At 70.9% G+C, this 15,443-nt stretch carries 17 protein-coding genes and 1 tRNA gene; 13 read left to right on the forward strand and 5 right to left on the reverse strand.

Annotation, left to right across the window (positions count from 1 at the left end; translation table 11 throughout):
* Position 1: 1 nt before the first annotated feature.
* From murI to JOD63_RS05020, 4 genes are all read left to right on the forward strand, one after another.
* Positions 2–847, forward strand: coding sequence for a glutamate racemase (gene murI, locus JOD63_RS05005; RefSeq protein ID WP_045274432.1), 846 nt, complete (start codon positions 2–4; stop codon positions 845–847).
* Positions 848–877: 30 nt separating this feature from the next.
* Positions 878–1,624, forward strand: a complete 747-nt coding sequence (rph, locus tag JOD63_RS05010) for a ribonuclease PH (RefSeq protein WP_045274433.1) — start codon at positions 878–880, stop codon at positions 1,622–1,624.
* Positions 1,567–2,229, forward strand: coding sequence for an RdgB/HAM1 family non-canonical purine NTP pyrophosphatase (gene rdgB, locus JOD63_RS05015; protein ID WP_084613337.1), 663 nt, complete (start codon positions 1,567–1,569; stop codon positions 2,227–2,229). Before rph ends, rdgB begins: the two co-directional genes overlap by 58 nt.
* A gap of 108 nt (positions 2,230–2,337) precedes the next feature.
* The gene (locus tag JOD63_RS05020; RefSeq protein WP_211088053.1) at positions 2,338–3,255 is read left to right on the forward strand and encodes a cation diffusion facilitator family transporter; all 918 of its coding nucleotides are present in this window, start codon (positions 2,338–2,340) and stop codon (positions 3,253–3,255) included.
* A gap of 13 nt (positions 3,256–3,268) precedes the next feature.
* Here JOD63_RS05020 and ligD read toward each other — a convergent pair whose 3' ends face one another.
* On the reverse strand, positions 3,269–6,100 hold the full coding sequence (gene ligD, locus JOD63_RS17710; RefSeq protein ID WP_245243876.1) for a non-homologous end-joining DNA ligase: 2,832 nt from the start codon (positions 6,098–6,100) through the stop codon (positions 3,269–3,271).
* Between the two features lie 46 nt (positions 6,101–6,146).
* Between ligD and ku the strand changes: the two genes are divergently transcribed.
* Complete coding sequence (gene ku, locus JOD63_RS05035; RefSeq protein ID WP_045274436.1) at positions 6,147–6,977, forward strand: non-homologous end joining protein Ku; 831 nt, start codon at positions 6,147–6,149, stop codon at positions 6,975–6,977.
* A 21-nt stretch (positions 6,978–6,998) separates the two neighbouring features.
* Here the strand turns inward: ku and JOD63_RS05040 are convergent, their stop codons facing one another.
* The 3 genes from JOD63_RS05040 to JOD63_RS05050 form a co-directional block, all read right to left on the reverse strand.
* A complete protein-coding gene (locus JOD63_RS05040; RefSeq protein WP_045274437.1) occupies positions 6,999–7,799 on the reverse strand; it encodes a DedA family protein in 801 nt (266 codons plus the stop codon).
* Positions 7,800–7,847: 48 nt separating this feature from the next.
* Positions 7,848–7,929 (reverse strand) — tRNA-Leu (locus tag JOD63_RS05045).
* Between the two features lie 75 nt (positions 7,930–8,004).
* The gene (locus JOD63_RS05050) at positions 8,005–8,244 is read right to left on the reverse strand and encodes a PLDc N-terminal domain-containing protein (protein WP_045274438.1); all 240 of its coding nucleotides are present in this window, start codon (positions 8,242–8,244) and stop codon (positions 8,005–8,007) included.
* A 99-nt stretch (positions 8,245–8,343) separates the two neighbouring features.
* Here JOD63_RS05050 and JOD63_RS05055 point away from each other — a divergent pair, with 99 nt between their 5' ends.
* The 7 genes from JOD63_RS05055 to JOD63_RS05085 all read left to right on the forward strand — a co-directional run bounded on the left by JOD63_RS05055 (position 8,344) and on the right by JOD63_RS05085 (position 12,933).
* Entirely contained in the window at positions 8,344–9,498 is a 1,155-nt protein-coding gene (locus tag JOD63_RS05055; RefSeq protein WP_052682321.1) for a CpaF family protein, read from the forward strand.
* A complete protein-coding gene (locus JOD63_RS05060) occupies positions 9,495–10,349 on the forward strand; it encodes a type II secretion system F family protein (protein ID WP_045274439.1) in 855 nt (284 codons plus the stop codon). The genes JOD63_RS05055 and JOD63_RS05060 overlap by 4 nt, the downstream gene beginning before the upstream one ends.
* Positions 10,346–11,278 carry a type II secretion system F family protein gene (locus JOD63_RS05065; RefSeq protein WP_245617934.1) on the forward strand — a complete coding sequence of 311 codons (933 nt, stop codon included), beginning with the start codon at positions 10,346–10,348 and terminating at the stop codon, positions 11,276–11,278. The genes JOD63_RS05060 and JOD63_RS05065 overlap by 4 nt, the downstream gene beginning before the upstream one ends.
* A gap of 79 nt (positions 11,279–11,357) precedes the next feature.
* On the forward strand, positions 11,358–11,561 hold the full coding sequence (locus JOD63_RS05070) for a hypothetical protein (RefSeq protein WP_045274440.1): 204 nt from the start codon (positions 11,358–11,360) through the stop codon (positions 11,559–11,561).
* Positions 11,562–11,667: 106 nt separating this feature from the next.
* On the forward strand, positions 11,668–11,994 hold the full coding sequence (locus JOD63_RS05075; protein ID WP_157003925.1) for a TadE/TadG family type IV pilus assembly protein: 327 nt from the start codon (positions 11,668–11,670) through the stop codon (positions 11,992–11,994).
* Positions 11,969–12,475 carry a hypothetical protein gene (locus JOD63_RS05080; protein WP_052682322.1) on the forward strand — a complete coding sequence of 169 codons (507 nt, stop codon included), beginning with the start codon at positions 11,969–11,971 and terminating at the stop codon, positions 12,473–12,475. The genes JOD63_RS05075 and JOD63_RS05080 overlap by 26 nt, the downstream gene beginning before the upstream one ends.
* A gap of 65 nt (positions 12,476–12,540) precedes the next feature.
* On the forward strand, positions 12,541–12,933 hold the full coding sequence (locus JOD63_RS05085) for a pilus assembly protein TadG-related protein (protein ID WP_157003922.1): 393 nt from the start codon (positions 12,541–12,543) through the stop codon (positions 12,931–12,933).
* A gap of 47 nt (positions 12,934–12,980) precedes the next feature.
* On the opposite strand, the gene JOD63_RS05090 is transcribed toward JOD63_RS05085, so the two are convergent.
* On the reverse strand, positions 12,981–14,273 hold the full coding sequence (locus JOD63_RS05090; RefSeq protein ID WP_211088054.1) for an MFS transporter: 1,293 nt from the start codon (positions 14,271–14,273) through the stop codon (positions 12,981–12,983).
* A gap of 20 nt (positions 14,274–14,293) precedes the next feature.
* Here JOD63_RS05090 and prfB point away from each other — a divergent pair, with 20 nt between their 5' ends.
* Positions 14,294–15,403 carry a peptide chain release factor 2 gene (prfB, locus tag JOD63_RS05095; protein ID WP_045274442.1) on the forward strand — a complete coding sequence of 370 codons (1,110 nt, stop codon included), beginning with the start codon at positions 14,294–14,296 and terminating at the stop codon, positions 15,401–15,403.
* Positions 15,404–15,443 lie beyond the last annotated feature (40 nt).

The following is a 15,443-nucleotide window of genomic DNA, read 5'->3' on the forward strand; positions in this document are numbered from 1 at the left end:
CGTGAATGATGCGCCGATCGGAATCTTCGACTCCGGCGTCGGCGGCCTCACCGTCGCCCGTGCCGTCTCGGCCCAGCTTCCCCGGGAATCGATCCTCTACATCGGCGACACCGCACGTTCCCCGTACGGACCCAAGCCGATCGCCGATGTGCGCCGCTACTCGCTCGAGATCCTCGACACGCTCGTGGATCAGGGTGTGAAGATGCTCGTGATCGCGTGCAACACCGCATCTGCGGCGATGCTCCGCGATGCGCGCGAGCGCTACGACGTGCCGGTGGTCGAGGTCATCGGCCCGGCGGTGCGCACCGCGATGTCGACAACCCGCAACGGCCGTGTGGGCGTCATCGGCACCGCCGGCACGATCGGCTCGGGCGCGTACCAGGACATGCTCGGCGTCAACGCGCAGCTGACCGTCTTCGCGCAGGCGTGTCCGCGCTTCGTCGAGTTCGTCGAGGCCGGGGTCACCGACTCGGCCGAGGTCCTCGCCGTCGCCGAGGAGTACCTCGCCCCCCTCCGCCACGCCGGGGTCGACACGCTCGTGCTCGGCTGTACGCACTATCCGTTCCTCGAGGGCGCTATCAGCTACGTGATGGGTCCTGATGTGTCGCTCGTGTCGAGCGACACCGAGACGGCCAAGGACGTCTACCGCCAGCTGATCTCCCGCGACCTGCTCGCGGGAGCGGATGCCGCGCCCCGGCACGTCTACGAGGCGACCGGCGCGTCGGCCGACGAGTTCCTCGACCTCGCCCATCGCCTGATGGGCCGCGAGGTGCAGCAGGTGCGCCTCGTGCAGACCGGCGCGATCGAGCTGCCCCGCACTGCAGAGCTTCCCCCGCGTCTCGGCTGAGCCGCGCACCCGTTCCATCAGAGGAGAGACATGACCGACATCGTCCGCGCCGACGGCCGCGCCGTCGACCAGCTGCGCCCCGTCACCATCGAGCGCGGGTGGAGCGCCCACGCCGAGGGCTCGGCGCTCATCTCGTTCGGCGGCACCAAGGTGCTGTGCACGGCCTCGTTCACCAACGGGGTTCCCCGCTGGCTCACCGGCAAGGGCAAGGGCTGGGTCACCGCGGAGTACGCGATGCTCCCGCGTGCGACCAACTCGCGCAACGACCGCGAGTCGATCAAGGGCCGCGTCGGCGGCCGCACCCACGAGATCTCCCGCCTCATCGGCCGTGCGCTCCGTGCCGTCGTCGACACGAAGGCGCTCGGCGAGAACACGATCGTGATCGACTGCGACGTGCTGCAGGCAGACGGCGGCACGCGCACCGCGGCGATCACGGGCGCCTACGTCGCGCTCGCGGACGCGATCGAGTGGGGTCGCGAGAAGAAGTTCATCGGGCAGAAGTCGCAGGTGCTGTTCGATTCGGTCTCGGCCGTCTCGGTCGGGATCATCGACGGCGAGCCCATGCTCGATCTCGCCTACGTCGAGGACGTCCGCGCCGAGACCGACATGAACCTCGTCGTCACCGGTCGCGGCCTCTTCGTCGAGGTGCAGGGCACGGCCGAGGGCGCGCCGTTCGACAAGCGCGAGCTCGACGCCCTCCTCGAGCTCGGCGTCGGCGGATGCGCGACCCTGCGCGGCGAGCAGCTCGCGGCGCTCGGCCTCGAGGCGAGCGCGTGACCGGCGCCGATCGCCGGATCGTGCTCGCCACGCACAACCCGCACAAGGTCGAGGAGTTCCAGGCGATCGTCGCGGCGACCCGCCCCGACATCGAGGTCATCGGCTACGACGGTCCCGAGCCGGTCGAGGACGGTGTGACGTTCGCCGAGAACGCGCTCATCAAGGCGCGCGCGGCGGCGCTCCACACCGGGCTGCCCGCGCTCGCCGACGACTCGGGCATCTGCGTCGACGTGCTGGGCGGCGCGCCCGGGGTGTTCTCGGCGTACTGGGCAGGGCACGCGAAGGATGCCGTGGCCAATCGCGACCTGCTGCTCGATCAGCTCTCCGATGTCGCCGATCCGCACCGCGCCGCGCAGTTCGTCTCGACCATCGCGCTCGTGGTGCCGGGCGGTGACGAACAAGTGGTCGAGGGCCGGTGGCCGGGCCGCCTCGCCACCGCCGCAGCGGGGTCGGGCGGGTTCGGCTACGACCCCGTCTTCATCCCGACGGAGCAGCCGACGGCGGTCGAGCGCACGGTCGGCGAGTGGACCTCCGACGAGAAGAACGCCGCGTCGCACCGCGCGCGTGCCTTCGTCGCGCTGGTGCCGCTCCTCGCGGCGCTCTGACGCTTCCCCGCGGCCCTCGCGACTCGCGCGGCGCGACTGAGAATCACACTCATTCCCGACTGGGCGGGGGAGGGCCGTCCGCAGCCCGCCGCGACGTAGCCTGAGGTCATGCACGATCACGCGCCCGCACCGGGCGGCATCCGCGGCGCGAGCAGCCGGCGACTTCTGGCGCTGTCGCTCGCGATCACGACGGTCGTGATGATCGTGCAGGTCGTCGGCGCCGCGCTGTCGGGCTCGCTCGCGCTCCTCGCCGACGCGGCCCATATGTTCACCGATGCGGCGGCTCTCGTGATCGCGCTCATCGCGAGCGTCGTCGCCGCGCGGCCCGCGAACGACCGCCGCACCTTCGGGTATCGCCGAGCCGAGGTGTTCGGCGCCCTCATCAACGCCGTCATCCTCATCGTGCTGTCGGTGTGGGTCGCCGTGGAGGGCATCAGGCGACTGCTCGACCCGGGCGAGGCCGAGGTCGCGGGACCGCTCATGCTGGGGGTCGCCCTGGTGGGTCTGGTGGCGAACGCCATGGCCATGTGGCTGTTGAGCGCGGCGCAGCGGACCAGCATCAACGTGCGGGGCGCGTATCTCGAGGTGCTCGGCGATCTGATCGGCTCGGCCGCGGTGATCGTGGCGGCGATCGTGATCGTGATGACCGGATGGGTCCAGGCCGATGCGATCGCGTCGCTCCTCATCGCGGCGATGATCATCCCGCGAGCCGTGGGCCTTCTTCGCGAGGTGGTCTCGGTGCTCGCGGAGTCGGCTCCGCAGGGCACGCAGGTCGCCGACATCCGCGCCCACATCCTCTCGACCCCGGGGGTCGTCGACGTGCACGATGTGCACGTCTGGCAGCTCACCCGCGGTGCTCCGGTGTTCAGTGCTCACGTCGTGGTCGACGATCAGGCTCTCCGCGACGGCCGGGCGGCCGGCATCCTGAACGACCTGCAGGGCTGTCTCTCGGCGCATTTCGACGTGGAGCATTCGACGTTCCAGATCGAGCCGGCCGGGCACGTCGATCACGACGCGCACGCCTGAACCTCCTGCTCGGTCAGTCTTCCCGTTGCACCTCCGCGGGGCTCTTGTCGGGGCGCAGGCCTCGCCATCGCGCTTGGCGGAGGATGCCGCCGGGCGTGAACTCGGCGAACTCGACCTCGCCGACGATCTCGGGGCGCACCCAGAGCGCGTCGGACGCGTCGAGGGCCGGCACTCCGACGAACGGATCGGTGTCGGTGCGCAGGGGCTCGAGCAGCTCACGCAGCTTCGCGAGCGCGGCATCCGAGAAGCCCGATCCCACGCGACCGGCGTAGCGGATCGCATCGCCGTCGGGGATGCCGACCAGGAGTGAGCCGATCTCGTGGGCTCGGCCGCGGTGCCCGGGACGGATGCCGCCGACGACCACCTCCTGGGTGCGGGAGTGCTTGACCTTCAGCCAGTCCTCACTTCGGACCCCTCGTCGGTACGGCGCAGCGGGGTTCTTCACCATGACCCCTTCGAGTCCGAACCGGTGCGATGCCTCGAGGGCGTCGTCGACGTCGTCGAACACGGGCGGCACGACGATCGGGTCGATGGCGTCCATTGCGACGGCTTCGAGGATGTGCCGACGCTCGTCCAAGGCCAGGCGTGCGGTGTCGTCGCCGGAGTGGGAGAGCACGTCGAACAAGAACCAGTGCACCGGCGTACGCGGCATCTCGCGCTCGATCTCGCGCGGCTTCGACAGGTTCATGCGCGACTGCAGGCGAGGGAAGCTCGGACGGCCGCGGGCGTCGAGCGCGACGATCTCGCCGTCGAGCACGCACGGCTGCGGACCGAGTCGCGCGTCGACGCGGGTGAGCTCGGGGTACTTCGCGGTGATGTCGTTGCCGCTGCGCGCACGCAGGTGCAGGCGGCGGCCGTCCCAGATTCCGATGGCCCGCACGCCGTCCCATTTGACCTCGGCCCACGCGTCGTCGCCCCAGCGCCGGGAGCGCTCGCGGGCGATGCCGGCGCTGGCGTGGGTGGCGAGCATCGGCCGCAGCTGCGCGGGCGTCGGCGGGGCGTAGCCGGCGTGTGGGGCGGCGGCGTGTGGGTCGCCGGAGTGTGGGTCGCCGGGCGGCCCCGACGTCTCCGTCGAGTCTCTCTCTATTTCGGTGATGAACTTCCGGTTCACACGCTCATTGACCTCGGAGGCGGAGGCGGAGACGGAGGCGGGCCCAGGGTCAGCGAACTCCGTGGTCGCGGCCGCACCCGCCGCTGGGGAGGGGGTGTGTGAACCAGAAGTTGAATTCCGATTCCGAGATGGTTCGACCTCCGCCGCTCCGACGGGGGTGTGTGAACCGGAAGTTGAAGTCCGTTTCCGAGATGGTTCGACCTCCGCCGCTCCGACGGGGGTGTGTGAACCGGAAGTTGAATTCCGATTCCGAGAGGGTTCGACCTCCGCCGGCTCGCCGTCGGCAGCGCTCGAGGCGTCGGCCTGCTCCGACGCCTCGACGGGCGTCCCGTCGGGCTGCGGCCGGCCCGCGGCATCCGTCTTCATCCGGTGCAGCAGCCAGGTCGACTTCTCGCCCTCGCCATCGGTGCGGATGAGCACGAGCCGAACGCGACCGAGCGGGCCGCCGGGGCTGCCGTCGAGGGTGAAGATGATCTCGTCGTCACGCCATTTCTCGAGCTCGTACCGGCCGTCGTCCCAGATCGTCATCGTGCCGGCGCCGTACTCGCCGCGCGGGATCGTGCCGGCGAAGGCGGCGTACTCCAGGGGATGATCCTCGGTCATGACAGCGAGGTTGTTACGCGTCGTCGAATGCGGGATGCCGCGCGGCACCGCCCAGCTGACGAGCACGCCGCCGCGTTCGAGACGCAGGTCCCAGTGGAGCCTGCTCGCGTGGTGCTCCTGGATGACGAAGCGCGGCAGCTCCCCGGGAGCGGCGGTCGCGCCGAGCGGATTGGCCGGCACCGGCTCCGGCGTGCGCGCTGCGCTCCGCTTCGCGATGTACGCGGTGAGCGGGCCGTCGTCGCTCGCCCGGGCTCCCGCGTGATAGCCCAGCGCGTCGAGCGGGTCGCCGATCCGCTCGACACGCTCGAGCACCTCGCCGAGGAGCAGGTGCTGAAGCTCGGGGTCGTCGAGCTCGTCCCAGGTTCGCGGCGCCGCCGCCGTGGGCCGCGCCCGTCCGCGCAGCGAGTAGGGCGCGATGGTGGTCTTCGCCGCGTTGTTCTGGCTCCAGTCGATGAAGACGCGCCCGGCGCGCTCCACCTTCGCCATCTGACTCACGACGAGGTCGGGGTGGTCGGCCTCGATCGCGCGCGCGAGTTCACGGGCGACCAGCGAGATGTCGTCGCTCGTCTGCTCTCCGGGCAGGGCCGCGTACAGGTGTATGCCCTTGCTGCCGCTCGTGACCGGGAGCGGATCGAGCCCCATGTCCTGCAGGATCTCGCGCGCCCACCGCGCCACCTGGGCGCACTCGGCGAGCCCGACGCCGGGGCCCGGGTCGAGGTCGAGCACCATCCGGTCGGGGCGGCCGGGATCGCCCTCGGCGTCGAACCGCCACTGCGGCACGTGCAGCTCGAGGCTCGCGACCTGCGCGAGGTAGGCGAGGGTCGCGACGTCGGAGACGAGCGGGTAGTCCTTGCTCCCCGACGAATGCGGGATCGGATGCCGCTTCACCCACGACGGGGCACCTCGCTCGAGATCCTTCGCGAAGAACGGCTCATGGTCGACGCCCTCGGGCCACCGCAGCCGGGTCACCGGGCGGCCGACGACATGCGGGATGAGCATCGGGGCGACGCGGAGGTAGTAGTCGATCACCTCGCCCTTGGTGGTTCCCGTCTCGGGGTACAGCACCTTGTCGAGGTTGGTGATGCGCAGGCGTCTGCCGTCGATGCGCACCAGCTGTTCATCCCCGGGCATGGGCCCAGGGTAGCCGTGAGCGGTGTGACGGGTGTGTACTGGTGTGATGAGGGCGATCTGGAAGGGTGCGCTGACCTTCGGGCTGGTGAACGTGCCCGTCAAGGTGTATTCGGCGACCGAGGACCACGATGTGTCGCTCCACCAGGTGCACAGCGCCGACGGCGGCCGCATCCGGTACCAGCGCATCTGCGAGATCGACGGCGAGATCGTGCCGTTCGCCGACATCGACCGCGCGTACGACGACGGCGAGAAGACCGTCGTGCTCACCAAGGACGATTTCGCGGCCCTGCCCGCGGAGCGCTCGCGCGAGATCGATGTGGTGGAGTTCGTGCCGACTGAGCAGGTCGATTTGCTGACCCTCGACAAGGCGTACTACCTCGAGCCGGACTCGACCTCGCCGAAGGCGTACGTGCTGCTGCGCAAGACGCTCGAGCAGACCGATCGCACCGCGATCGTGCGGTTCTCGCTGCGGCAGAAGACGCGCCTCGCCGCGCTCCGCGTGCGCGGCGACGTTCTCGTGCTGCAGACGCTCCTCTGGGCCGACGAGGTGCGCGAGGCGGCGTTCCCGTCGCTCGACGAGCCGGTGAAGATCTCGGCGAAGGAGCTCGAGCTGTCGGCATCCCTCGTCGAGAGCTTCGCAAGCGACTTCGACCCGTCGGCGTACTCCGACGACTATCAGGATGAGCTGCGCACCCTCATCGAAGCGAAGCTCGAGAAGGGCGACGCCCTCGACACGTCGGAGACGTTCGCCGAGCGTGACGAGACGGATGCCGGCGGCGAGGTCATCGACCTCATGGCGGCCCTGCGGGCGAGCGTCGAGAAGTCCCGCGCCGCCCGTGCGGAGAAGACTCCCGAGAAAGCCAAGAAGAAGGCGTAGCAGCCTCCGACTCCGCGGCGCCTACTCCTTCGAGTCGGCGGCGTCCGGTCCGCGGTGCTCGCCGTGCTCCGGTCCGCGCTCGAACACGTCGGCCTCGAGCACGAGCGCCTCCGCCTCGGCGGCATCCGTCACCACGTCTTCGCCGGCAGCTGCCGCCTTCTTCGCGGCGCTGCGCTCGCGGAGGTAGTGCCACACCGTGACCACGGCGGTGCCCCCCACCGCCGCGAGGAGGATCAGGTCGATGTAGCTCTCGACGAAGTGGGCGAGCGGAGGGATGAAGCCGATGAGGTAGCCGAACATCGTCAGGCCGAAGCCCCAGAGCACGGCGCCGATGAAGTTGTAGAGGGTGTACTTGCCCTTGTGCATGTGCCCGACGCCGGCGGCGACCGGGGCGAACGTGCGCACGATCGGCACGAAGCGGGCGAGGATCACGGTGAGGCCGCCGTACCGCACGAAGAACGCGTTGGTGCGTTCGACGTTCTTCACGCTGAACAGGCCCGATTCCTTCCGTTCGAAGACGGCAGGGCCCCCCTTGTGGCCGATGAAGTAGCCGACTTCGCCGCCGATGAACGCCGCCAGTCCGATGAGGAGCGACACCCACCACACGTTGACGCCGAACACGCCGTTGGGCGGATAGATCTCGCCGTGCGACAGGAGGCCCGAGATGACGAGCAGCGTGTCGCCCGGGAGGAGGAAGCCGACGAGCAGTCCGGTCTCGGCGAAGACGATGAAGCACACCACCACCAGAGCCCACGGCCCTGCCCATTCGATGATGGCCGCAGGGTCGAGCCACGGAATGAGGGCTGCGGGGACTGCGTGCACGTGGGAATCCCGTCGGTCGGCTGTAGCGGCTCAAGGCGAGGCGAAGCGTGCGGAAGGTGGGACTTGAACCCACACGCCCGGAGGCACAGGAACCTAAATCCTGCGTGTCTGCCAGTTTCACCACTCCCGCGAGTGGGTTCAGTCTACTGTCGCGGCTGTGTGCCGGCTGTGGGGCTGACCCCCGTATCGGGAGGGGTGGCGGAGGTCACCGACGGATGCCGAAGAGAAAGTACGAAGCGGGGCCGATCCACTGCACGAGGATCACCGGGATCCACACCGGCTTCGGGCCGACGACGTCGTCCTTCTGACGCAGCGCGAGGTCCCAGAACGCGAGGAACGCGAAGGCGGCGCTCGCGATCGCGAGCAGTGCGATGAGCGGATTCGGCGCCGAGGGGGTGGGTTTGTTCGCGGCGCTCTTCAGCGTCTTCTTGACGGTGTCTGACATGGAGGCTCCTTCCCGCTCTCATCCTGGCGCGGATGCCCGCCCGGCGCACCCTGTGGATAACTCCGGAGCCGTGGCGCGGGACCTTGCGAGGATGCTTCGGTGTCGATCGCACCGCCCGTCGCCCCCGCCTCGCTCGTCGCCGAGCGTGTGCGGGAGCGGCTGCGAGCCGAGCGTGCCGACCCGTCCCGCGACCCCGAGCTTGCCACGCGCATCGCGCACACCGAGGTGCGTCGACACAACGACTTCGCCCTCGCCCGCGGGCTGACTCCGATCGATGACGAGTCCGCGTGCGTGCGCGAAGTGCTCGCAACCGTCGCGGGGTACGGTCCCCTGCAGCCGTATCTCGACGATCCCGAGGTCGAGGAGCTGTGGATCAACGCGCCCGACCGCATCTTCGTCGCCCGGAGCGGGGTGTCCGAGCGCGTTCCGCTGGTGCTCACCGACAGCGTCGTGCGCGATCTCGTCGAGCGGATGCTGCACTCCACGGGCCGCCGCGTCGATCTGAGCCAGCCGTTCGTCGATGCGTCACTTCCCGACGGCTCCCGGCTCCACGTGGTGATCCCCGACATCACCCGGCGCCACTGGGCCGTGAACGTGCGGAAGTTCCTTCCGGCGTTCGGCGACCTCGATCGGCTCGTCGCGGCGGGCTCGATGCCCGTCGCCGTCGGCGACCTGCTGCGCGCAGCGATGCGCGACGGGCGGAGCATCCTCGTGTCGGGTGCGACGCACGCCGGGAAGACGACGCTCCTCGGAGCGCTCATCGCCGCGTGTCCGCCCGAGCATCGCATCGTGACCGTGGAGGAGACGTTCGAGCTCGCCGCGATCGCACCCGACCTGGTGTCGCTGCAGGGCCGCCAGCCGAGTCTCGAAGGAACCGGCGAGGTGACGCTGCGGCGCCTGGTGAAAGAGGCGCTGCGCATGCGCCCCGATCGGATCGTCGTCGGCGAGGTCCGCGATGCGGAGGCGCTCGACCTGCTGCTCGCCCTGAACACCGGCGTGCCGGGGGCGGCGACCGTGCATGCGAACTCGGCGCGCGAGGCGCTGGTGAAGCTGGCCGCGCTGCCGCTCCTGGCCGGACGCAACATCGATGCCGGGTTCGTCGTGCCCGCCGTCGCGTCGTCGGTGCACATGGTCGTGCACTGCGAGCGCGATCGCACCGGCCGTCGCCGCATCGCCGAGATCGTCGAGCCGATCGGCGTCGACGGGGGAGCGGTCGTGGCGCGCACGGTCTATCGGGCGGACGACGACGCATGACGCTCGTGCTGGGGGCGACGCTCGCCGCGGGGGTGCTTCTCGTGCTGTCGCCCTGGCTCTGGCCGCTGCGGGCCGCACGCCCCGTCGCGTCGGACGGTCGGCTGTCGTCGCTGCTGGCGGAGGCGGGTGTCGCACGGCTCTCCCCGGCGGCCGTGCTCGTGCTCTCGGGAGCCGCCGCCGCCGTGAGCGCCGCGCTCGCGTGGCTCGTCACCGCGGTGCCGGCACTCGCCCTCGTCGCACTCGTGGCCGGGGGATCGGTGCCCGTGGTGTGGCTGCGCAGTCGACGCACCCGGCTCCTGCACACCCGGCGGGCCCTGTGGCCCGACCTCTGCGACCTGCTGATCGCCTCCGTCCGCGCCGGGATGTCGCTCACCGACGCGGTGGCGAGCCTCGCCCACTCCGCTCCGGCGGAGCTCCGCCCCGCATTCGCCGCCTTCGCGCGCGATGTCGCGGCATCCGGTCACTTCGATTCGAGCATGGTGCGACTGAAGGACACGCTCGCGGACCCCGTCGCGGATCGCATCGCCGAGACGCTGCGGATGGCCCGACAGGTCGGCGGCACCGATCTCACCGCGGTGCTGCGCGCCCTGTCGGCGTCGGTGCGAGCGGACGCGTCGCTGCGGGCGGAGGTCGAGTCGCGCCAGTCGTGGATCCGCGGAGCGGCCGTACTCGGAGTGGCAGCGCCGTGGGCCATCCTCGCGATGCTCGCGCTGCGGCCCGAGGGCGCTGAGGCGTACACGAGCCCCGAGGGAGTCGTCCTGATCCTCGTCGGAGCCGCGGTCTCGTTCGTCGCGTTCCGGGTGATGCTGCGCCTCGGGCGTCTGCCCGAGCCACGGCGGTGGTTCCGGTGACGCCACTGGTCGTCGACGACCTCGCCGTGGCGATCGTGCTCGGCACGGCGTTCGGCGCGGGCGTGCTGCTCATGCTCACACGCGTTCCGCGCTGGGCGGCGCCGAGCCTCACGCGCCGCATCGCTCCGTACCTCCGCGACGTCACCGACCCCGCCGGCCTCACGCCGGTCGGCGCGCTGTCTGCTCCGGCGACCATGCCGGTGGTCTCGTCGCTGGGTCGCCGGCTCGCGGCGCTCGCCGGATCGAACGTCGCCGTCGAGCGACGCCTGCGCCAGGCGGCGTGGACGACGGATGCCGTGACCTTCCGCGCCCGCCAGCTCGCGTGGGGACTGGCCGGGCTCGCGGCGGGCGCCGCTGCAGCGGTGGGGATCTCGCTCGCCGGCCGAGGCTCGGCGGCGCTCGTGCTGCTCCCTCCGCTCGCCGCGGTGGGTGCGATGGCCGCGGTCGACGCCGTGCTCTCCCGGGCGGCGGCCGCCCGACTCGCCCGGATCGGCGACGAGCTTCCCACGGTGCTCGAGTTCCTCGCACTGTGCCTGTCGGCGGGTGAGGGCATCCTCGACTCGCTGCGGCGGGTCAGCGACGTCGGCGCGGGCGAGCTCACCGGCGAGCTCCGCGCCCTCGTGGTGGCCGTGGGCACCGGATCGTCGTTGCCCGACGAGCTCGGCGCGCTCTCCGCCCGCCTCGAGGTCGCGGCAGTCACGCGTGCCGTCGACCAGCTCGTCGCGGCCATCGACCGGGGCGCCCCGCTCGCCCAGGTGCTCCACGCCCAGGCGCTCGACGCCCGCGAGGACGCCAAGCGCACGCTCATCGAGCGCGCGGGCCGCAAGGAGATCTACATGCTCGTGCCGCTGGTGTTCCTCATCCTGCCGCTGAGCGTGCTGTTCGCGGTGTTCCCCGGGATCTTCATCCTGCGGCTGGGCCTCGGATGACGCCTGCCCAGGTTGCGTCGCACTCCCTCGTCCGCCGTCCGCACCACATCGTCCTCACCCCCACTGAAGGAGACCGTCCATGATCCGCACCCTCTTCGACCGCGCCGCGCTCGCCGTCCGCCGCCGACTCGTCGACCTCGCCGACGATGAGCGCGGAGATGTGCCGGGGTGGGTCCTCATCACGCTGATGACGGCAGGATTGGTCGTGCTGATCTGGGCCCTCGCCGGACCCGCCCTCGCGGGCCTGTTCGAGCAGGCGATCTCGAGCGTCTCCAGCATCTGACGTGGCGACGGTGCGGGCACTGACGGCGCGGGTTCGCGCTGTCGTCGACGACACCGGCGCAGACGAGACCGGGTCGAGCCCGGTCGAGTTCGTGCTGGTCGGCGCGATGCTCACGGTGCTCACGCTCGCCGTCGTGCAGTTCGGTCTCGCGGTGTACGTGCGCAACGTCGTGCACGACGCGGCCGTCGACGGCGCGTACCACGCGGCGCTCGCCGACACATCGCTCGCCGACGGGGAGGAGCGCACGCGGTCGATCGTCTCCCGGACGATCGGCGAGCAGTACGCGACCGACATCGCCGCGCGGACCAGCGGCGCCCTCGGCCACGAGACCGTCGAGATGCGCGTCGTGACGACCCTCCCGCTCGCCGGCCTCCTCGGCATGCCTCGCGCCTGGGAGGTGACCGCGCATGCGCCCATCGAGTCCTTCGACTGACCGAGCCCGCGACGGCGCGGCTCTCGGAACCGCCGAGCCGCCCGCTGACGATTCCGAACGCGGTTCGGCTGCCCTCGAGTTCATCCTCGTCGGTCTCGTCCTCCTCGTGCCGATCGTGTACCTCGTCGTCACGCTCGGGCTGCTGCAGGCGGGCGCGATGGGTGCGGAGGCGGGCGCGCGGCACGTCGCGCGCGCCGTGGCCGGGTCGGACGGCGATGCGGACGCTCGCAGCAGCGCCGAACTCGTGGTCGCGTCGGTCGCCCGGGAGTACGGACTGGATCCCGGGACCGTGACACTCGACACCACGTGCGTCCCGGAGGGGAGCGCGTGCCCCGCGGCGGGGGCGACCGTGCGGGTGACCTTCCGCGCACGTGTCGCCCTGCCACTGGTGCCGCCCATCCTCGGCCTCGACCGGATCGCGAGCATCCCGATCGAAGCGACTGCCGTGCAGAAGATCTCGCGGACGTGGGGGAGCGGATGACCCGGTGGCCGCGCACGGCGCGTCGGATGAGTCGGGCGTCGCGGGCCGATGACGAAGGCAGTGTGATGCTCCTCACGATCGGCTACGCCGTGCTCGCGCTCGCGGTGGTGCTCGTGTGCGTCGACGCGACGAGCCTGTACCTCGCGCAGAAGCATCTGGACGGTGTCGCGGATGCCGCGGCCCTCGCCGCAGCCGACGGCTTCACCCTCGACGTCGTGGGCGGCGAGCCTGTCGCGAAGCTCTCCGATGCCGGCATCACCGCCCAGGCCGAGGAGATCGTCGCCGCGTCGCAGGATGCCGCAGGCGTGGGTGTCGAGCTCGTCTCGGCGTCGACCGACGACGGGGTGTCTGCGCGGGTGACGGTCGCGGCCGAGTGGCATCCGCCGGTGCTGAGCATCTTCGTGCCCGAGGGAGTCGCGCTCGAGTCGACGGCGACGAGTCGCACCGCGCTGCGCTGAGGCGGGCGGGGACAGGTAGCGGCGGGCTGCGGGGTCGTCCGTCGTGATCAGCGCCGCGGGGGAGAGAAGCGCGGCACCCAGCGTACGAAGGCGAGCGCGCCGAGCAGCCCGATCGCGCCCATGGCGCCGGTCGCCAGTGCCAGCGAGCCGGCGGCCGCGATGCCCGACACGAGGAGCGGGGCGACCGCGCCGCCGGCGTCGGTGAGGGTTCGCCACGAGCCGAGATACGGCGCAGGGTCGCTCTTCGGCGCCGTATCGGCGCCGAGGGTGAGCAGGATGCCGCTCGAGAGTCCGTTGCCGACGCCGAGCACACCCGCGAACAGCGCGAACCACATGGCCGCCTGGTCGAGGTCGTGCGTGAGCGAGAGGGCGATGAACCCGAGACCCATCAGCAGCATCGCGGGGAGGGCGGCCCACAGTCGGCCGAACCGGTCCATCACCTGGCCGCTCGCGTAGAACAGCGCGAAGTCGATCGCGCCGGTCACGCCGACGACGAGGGCGATGGTCTGTGCATCGAGTCCGATCGACAGCCCCCACAGCGGCAGGATCACCTGCCGCGCCGAACGCACGGCGGAGAGCGATGCCGCTGCCAGGCCGAGCCGCGCCAGCACGGTGCGGTGGCGCCACATGGTGCGGAACACCCCGACGCGTTCGGCGGTTGGGATCGAGCCCGTGACCGGCTCGCCGGTGTCTTCGGCGATCTCCACCGCGGCGGTCGTCTCGACCGTCGCGGGCGGGAGCAGCTGCGTCTCGGGGTCGGGTCCGAGCAGCACGAGCAGCACCGTGGTGACGAGGCATCCCGCGAAAAACCACACCGCCGCGCGCTCGTCGCCGAAGACGGCGAGCAGTCCCGCCGCGACGAACGGGCCGACGAACATGCCGAGGCGGAACGTGCCGCCGAGCAGTGACAGGGCGCGGGCGCGGAACGACGCCGGCACGCGTGTGGTCATGAACGAATGGCGGGCGAGCCCGAACGCGGCAGCGCAGAATCCGATGAGCAGCACCGCCAGGGCGAAGAGTCCGAGCGACGGCGCGATCGCCAGCACACCCGCGGCCCCCAGCGCGATGCCTCCCGCGACGGCCATCGTGATGCGCTCGCCGAAGCGGGCGACCGCCCACCCGGCGGGGATGTTGCCGCACAGCTGGCCCACGACGAGGGCCGAGACGACGAGCGCCGCCGTGGGCACGTCGGCGCCGAGCTCGGCGGCGATCACGGGGATGAGAGGCACCACAGCGCCCTCGCCGAGGGCGAAGAGCAGGGTCGGCCCGTAGATCATCGGGCCGAAGCGCCCGACCACATCGCGGGCCGAAGGGGAATCGGGGCGATGGGTCACGAGCATCCACGTTAGTCTGGACTGTCATGCTCGAATTCGATCTGTCCGCCGACATCCAGGCCCTGCGCTCCACGTTCGCCGATATCACGGCGGTCGTGGACGTCGAGGCGCTCACCGCCGACATCGCCCGCCTCAGCGAGGAGGCCGGCGCGCCCAACCTCTGGGATGACGTCGAGAAGGCGCAGAAGGTCACGAGCGCCCTCAGCCACAGCCAGGCCGCGCTCAAGCGCGTCACCGACATCGAGCGCCGACTCGACGATCTCGAGGTGCTCGTCGAGCTCGCGAACGAGATGGACGACGAGGACTCCGCCGAGGAGGCCCGTCGCGAACTCGCCGAGCTCGAGGACATCATCGGCCAGCTTGAGGTGCAGACGCTTCTCGACGGCGAGTACGACGACCGCGGCGCGGTCGTCACGATCCGCTCGGGCGCCGGTGGCGACGATGCGACCGACTTCGCCGAGATGCTCCTGCGCATGTACCTGCGCTGGGCCGAGCGTCACAAGTACCCGGTGAAGGTCATGGACACCTCGTACGCGGAAGGCGCGGGCATCAAGTCGGCGACCTTCGAGGTCGACGCTCCCTACGCCTACGGCACCCTGTCGGTCGAGGCCGGCACCCACCGCCTCGCGCGCATCAGCCCGTTCGGCTCGGCCGACAAGCGCCAGACGAGTTTCGCCGCCGTCGAGGTCATCCCGGTGATGGAGGAGGCGGTCGAGGTCGAGATCCCCGAGGGCGACCTGCGCGTCGACGTCTTCCGCTCGTCCGGTCCCGGCGGACAGTCGGTCAACACGACCGACTCCGCGGTGCGCCTCACGCACCTTCCGACCGGCATCGTCGTGTCGATGCAGAACGAGAAGTCGCAGATCCAGAACCGCGCCGCGGCGATGCGCGTGCTGCAGACCCGCCTCATGCTGCTGCAGCGCGAGGAGGAGGCCGCGAAGAAGAAGGAGCTCGCCGGTGTGATCACCGCGAGCTGGGGCGACCAGATGCGGTCGTACTTCCTCTATGGGCAGCAGCTCGTCAAGGATCTGCGCACCGGGCACGAGGTCGGAAACCCGGCTGTCGTCTTCGACGGCGACCTCGACGGCTTCATCTCGGCGGGCATCCGCTGGCGCAAGCGCAAAGACGAGGACTGATCCCGGTCCGCCGCCGATGCCCGATCGCTGAGCTTGTCGA

Origin of the sequence: Microbacterium terrae, assembly GCF_017831975.1 — a bacterium.
In the GTDB taxonomy this organism is placed as follows: domain Bacteria; phylum Actinomycetota; class Actinomycetes; order Actinomycetales; family Microbacteriaceae; genus Microbacterium; species Microbacterium terrae.

Excerpts from the sequence above, each read along its gene's own strand:
- JOD63_RS05060 (WP_045274439.1), top strand. The coding sequence starts at position 9,495 with ATGACGCTCGTGCTGGGGGCGACGCTCGCCGCGGGGGTGCTTCTCGTG.
- JOD63_RS05085 (WP_157003922.1), top strand. The coding sequence starts at position 12,541 with ATGCTCCTCACGATCGGCTACGCCGTGCTCGCGCTCGCGGTGGTGCTC.
- ku (WP_045274436.1), top strand. The coding sequence starts at position 6,147 with ATGAGGGCGATCTGGAAGGGTGCGCTGACCTTCGGGCTGGTGAACGTG.
- prfB (WP_045274442.1), top strand. The coding sequence starts at position 14,294 with ATGCTCGAATTCGATCTGTCCGCCGACATCCAGGCCCTGCGCTCCACG.
- JOD63_RS05090 (WP_211088054.1), bottom strand. The coding sequence starts at position 14,273 with ATGCTCGTGACCCATCGCCCCGATTCCCCTTCGGCCCGCGATGTGGTC.
- rdgB (WP_084613337.1), top strand. The coding sequence starts at position 1,567 with ATGCGCGACCCTGCGCGGCGAGCAGCTCGCGGCGCTCGGCCTCGAGGC.
- rph (WP_045274433.1), top strand. The coding sequence starts at position 878 with ATGACCGACATCGTCCGCGCCGACGGCCGCGCCGTCGACCAGCTGCGC.
- JOD63_RS05075 (WP_157003925.1), top strand. The coding sequence starts at position 11,668 with ATGCTCACGGTGCTCACGCTCGCCGTCGTGCAGTTCGGTCTCGCGGTG.
- ligD (WP_245243876.1), bottom strand. The coding sequence starts at position 6,100 with ATGCCCGGGGATGAACAGCTGGTGCGCATCGACGGCAGACGCCTGCGC.
- JOD63_RS05020 (WP_211088053.1), top strand. The coding sequence starts at position 2,338 with ATGCACGATCACGCGCCCGCACCGGGCGGCATCCGCGGCGCGAGCAGC.
- JOD63_RS05050 (WP_045274438.1), bottom strand. The coding sequence starts at position 8,244 with ATGTCAGACACCGTCAAGAAGACGCTGAAGAGCGCCGCGAACAAACCC.
- JOD63_RS05080 (WP_052682322.1), top strand. The coding sequence starts at position 11,969 with ATGCGCCCATCGAGTCCTTCGACTGACCGAGCCCGCGACGGCGCGGCT.
- JOD63_RS05070 (WP_045274440.1), top strand. The coding sequence starts at position 11,358 with ATGATCCGCACCCTCTTCGACCGCGCCGCGCTCGCCGTCCGCCGCCGA.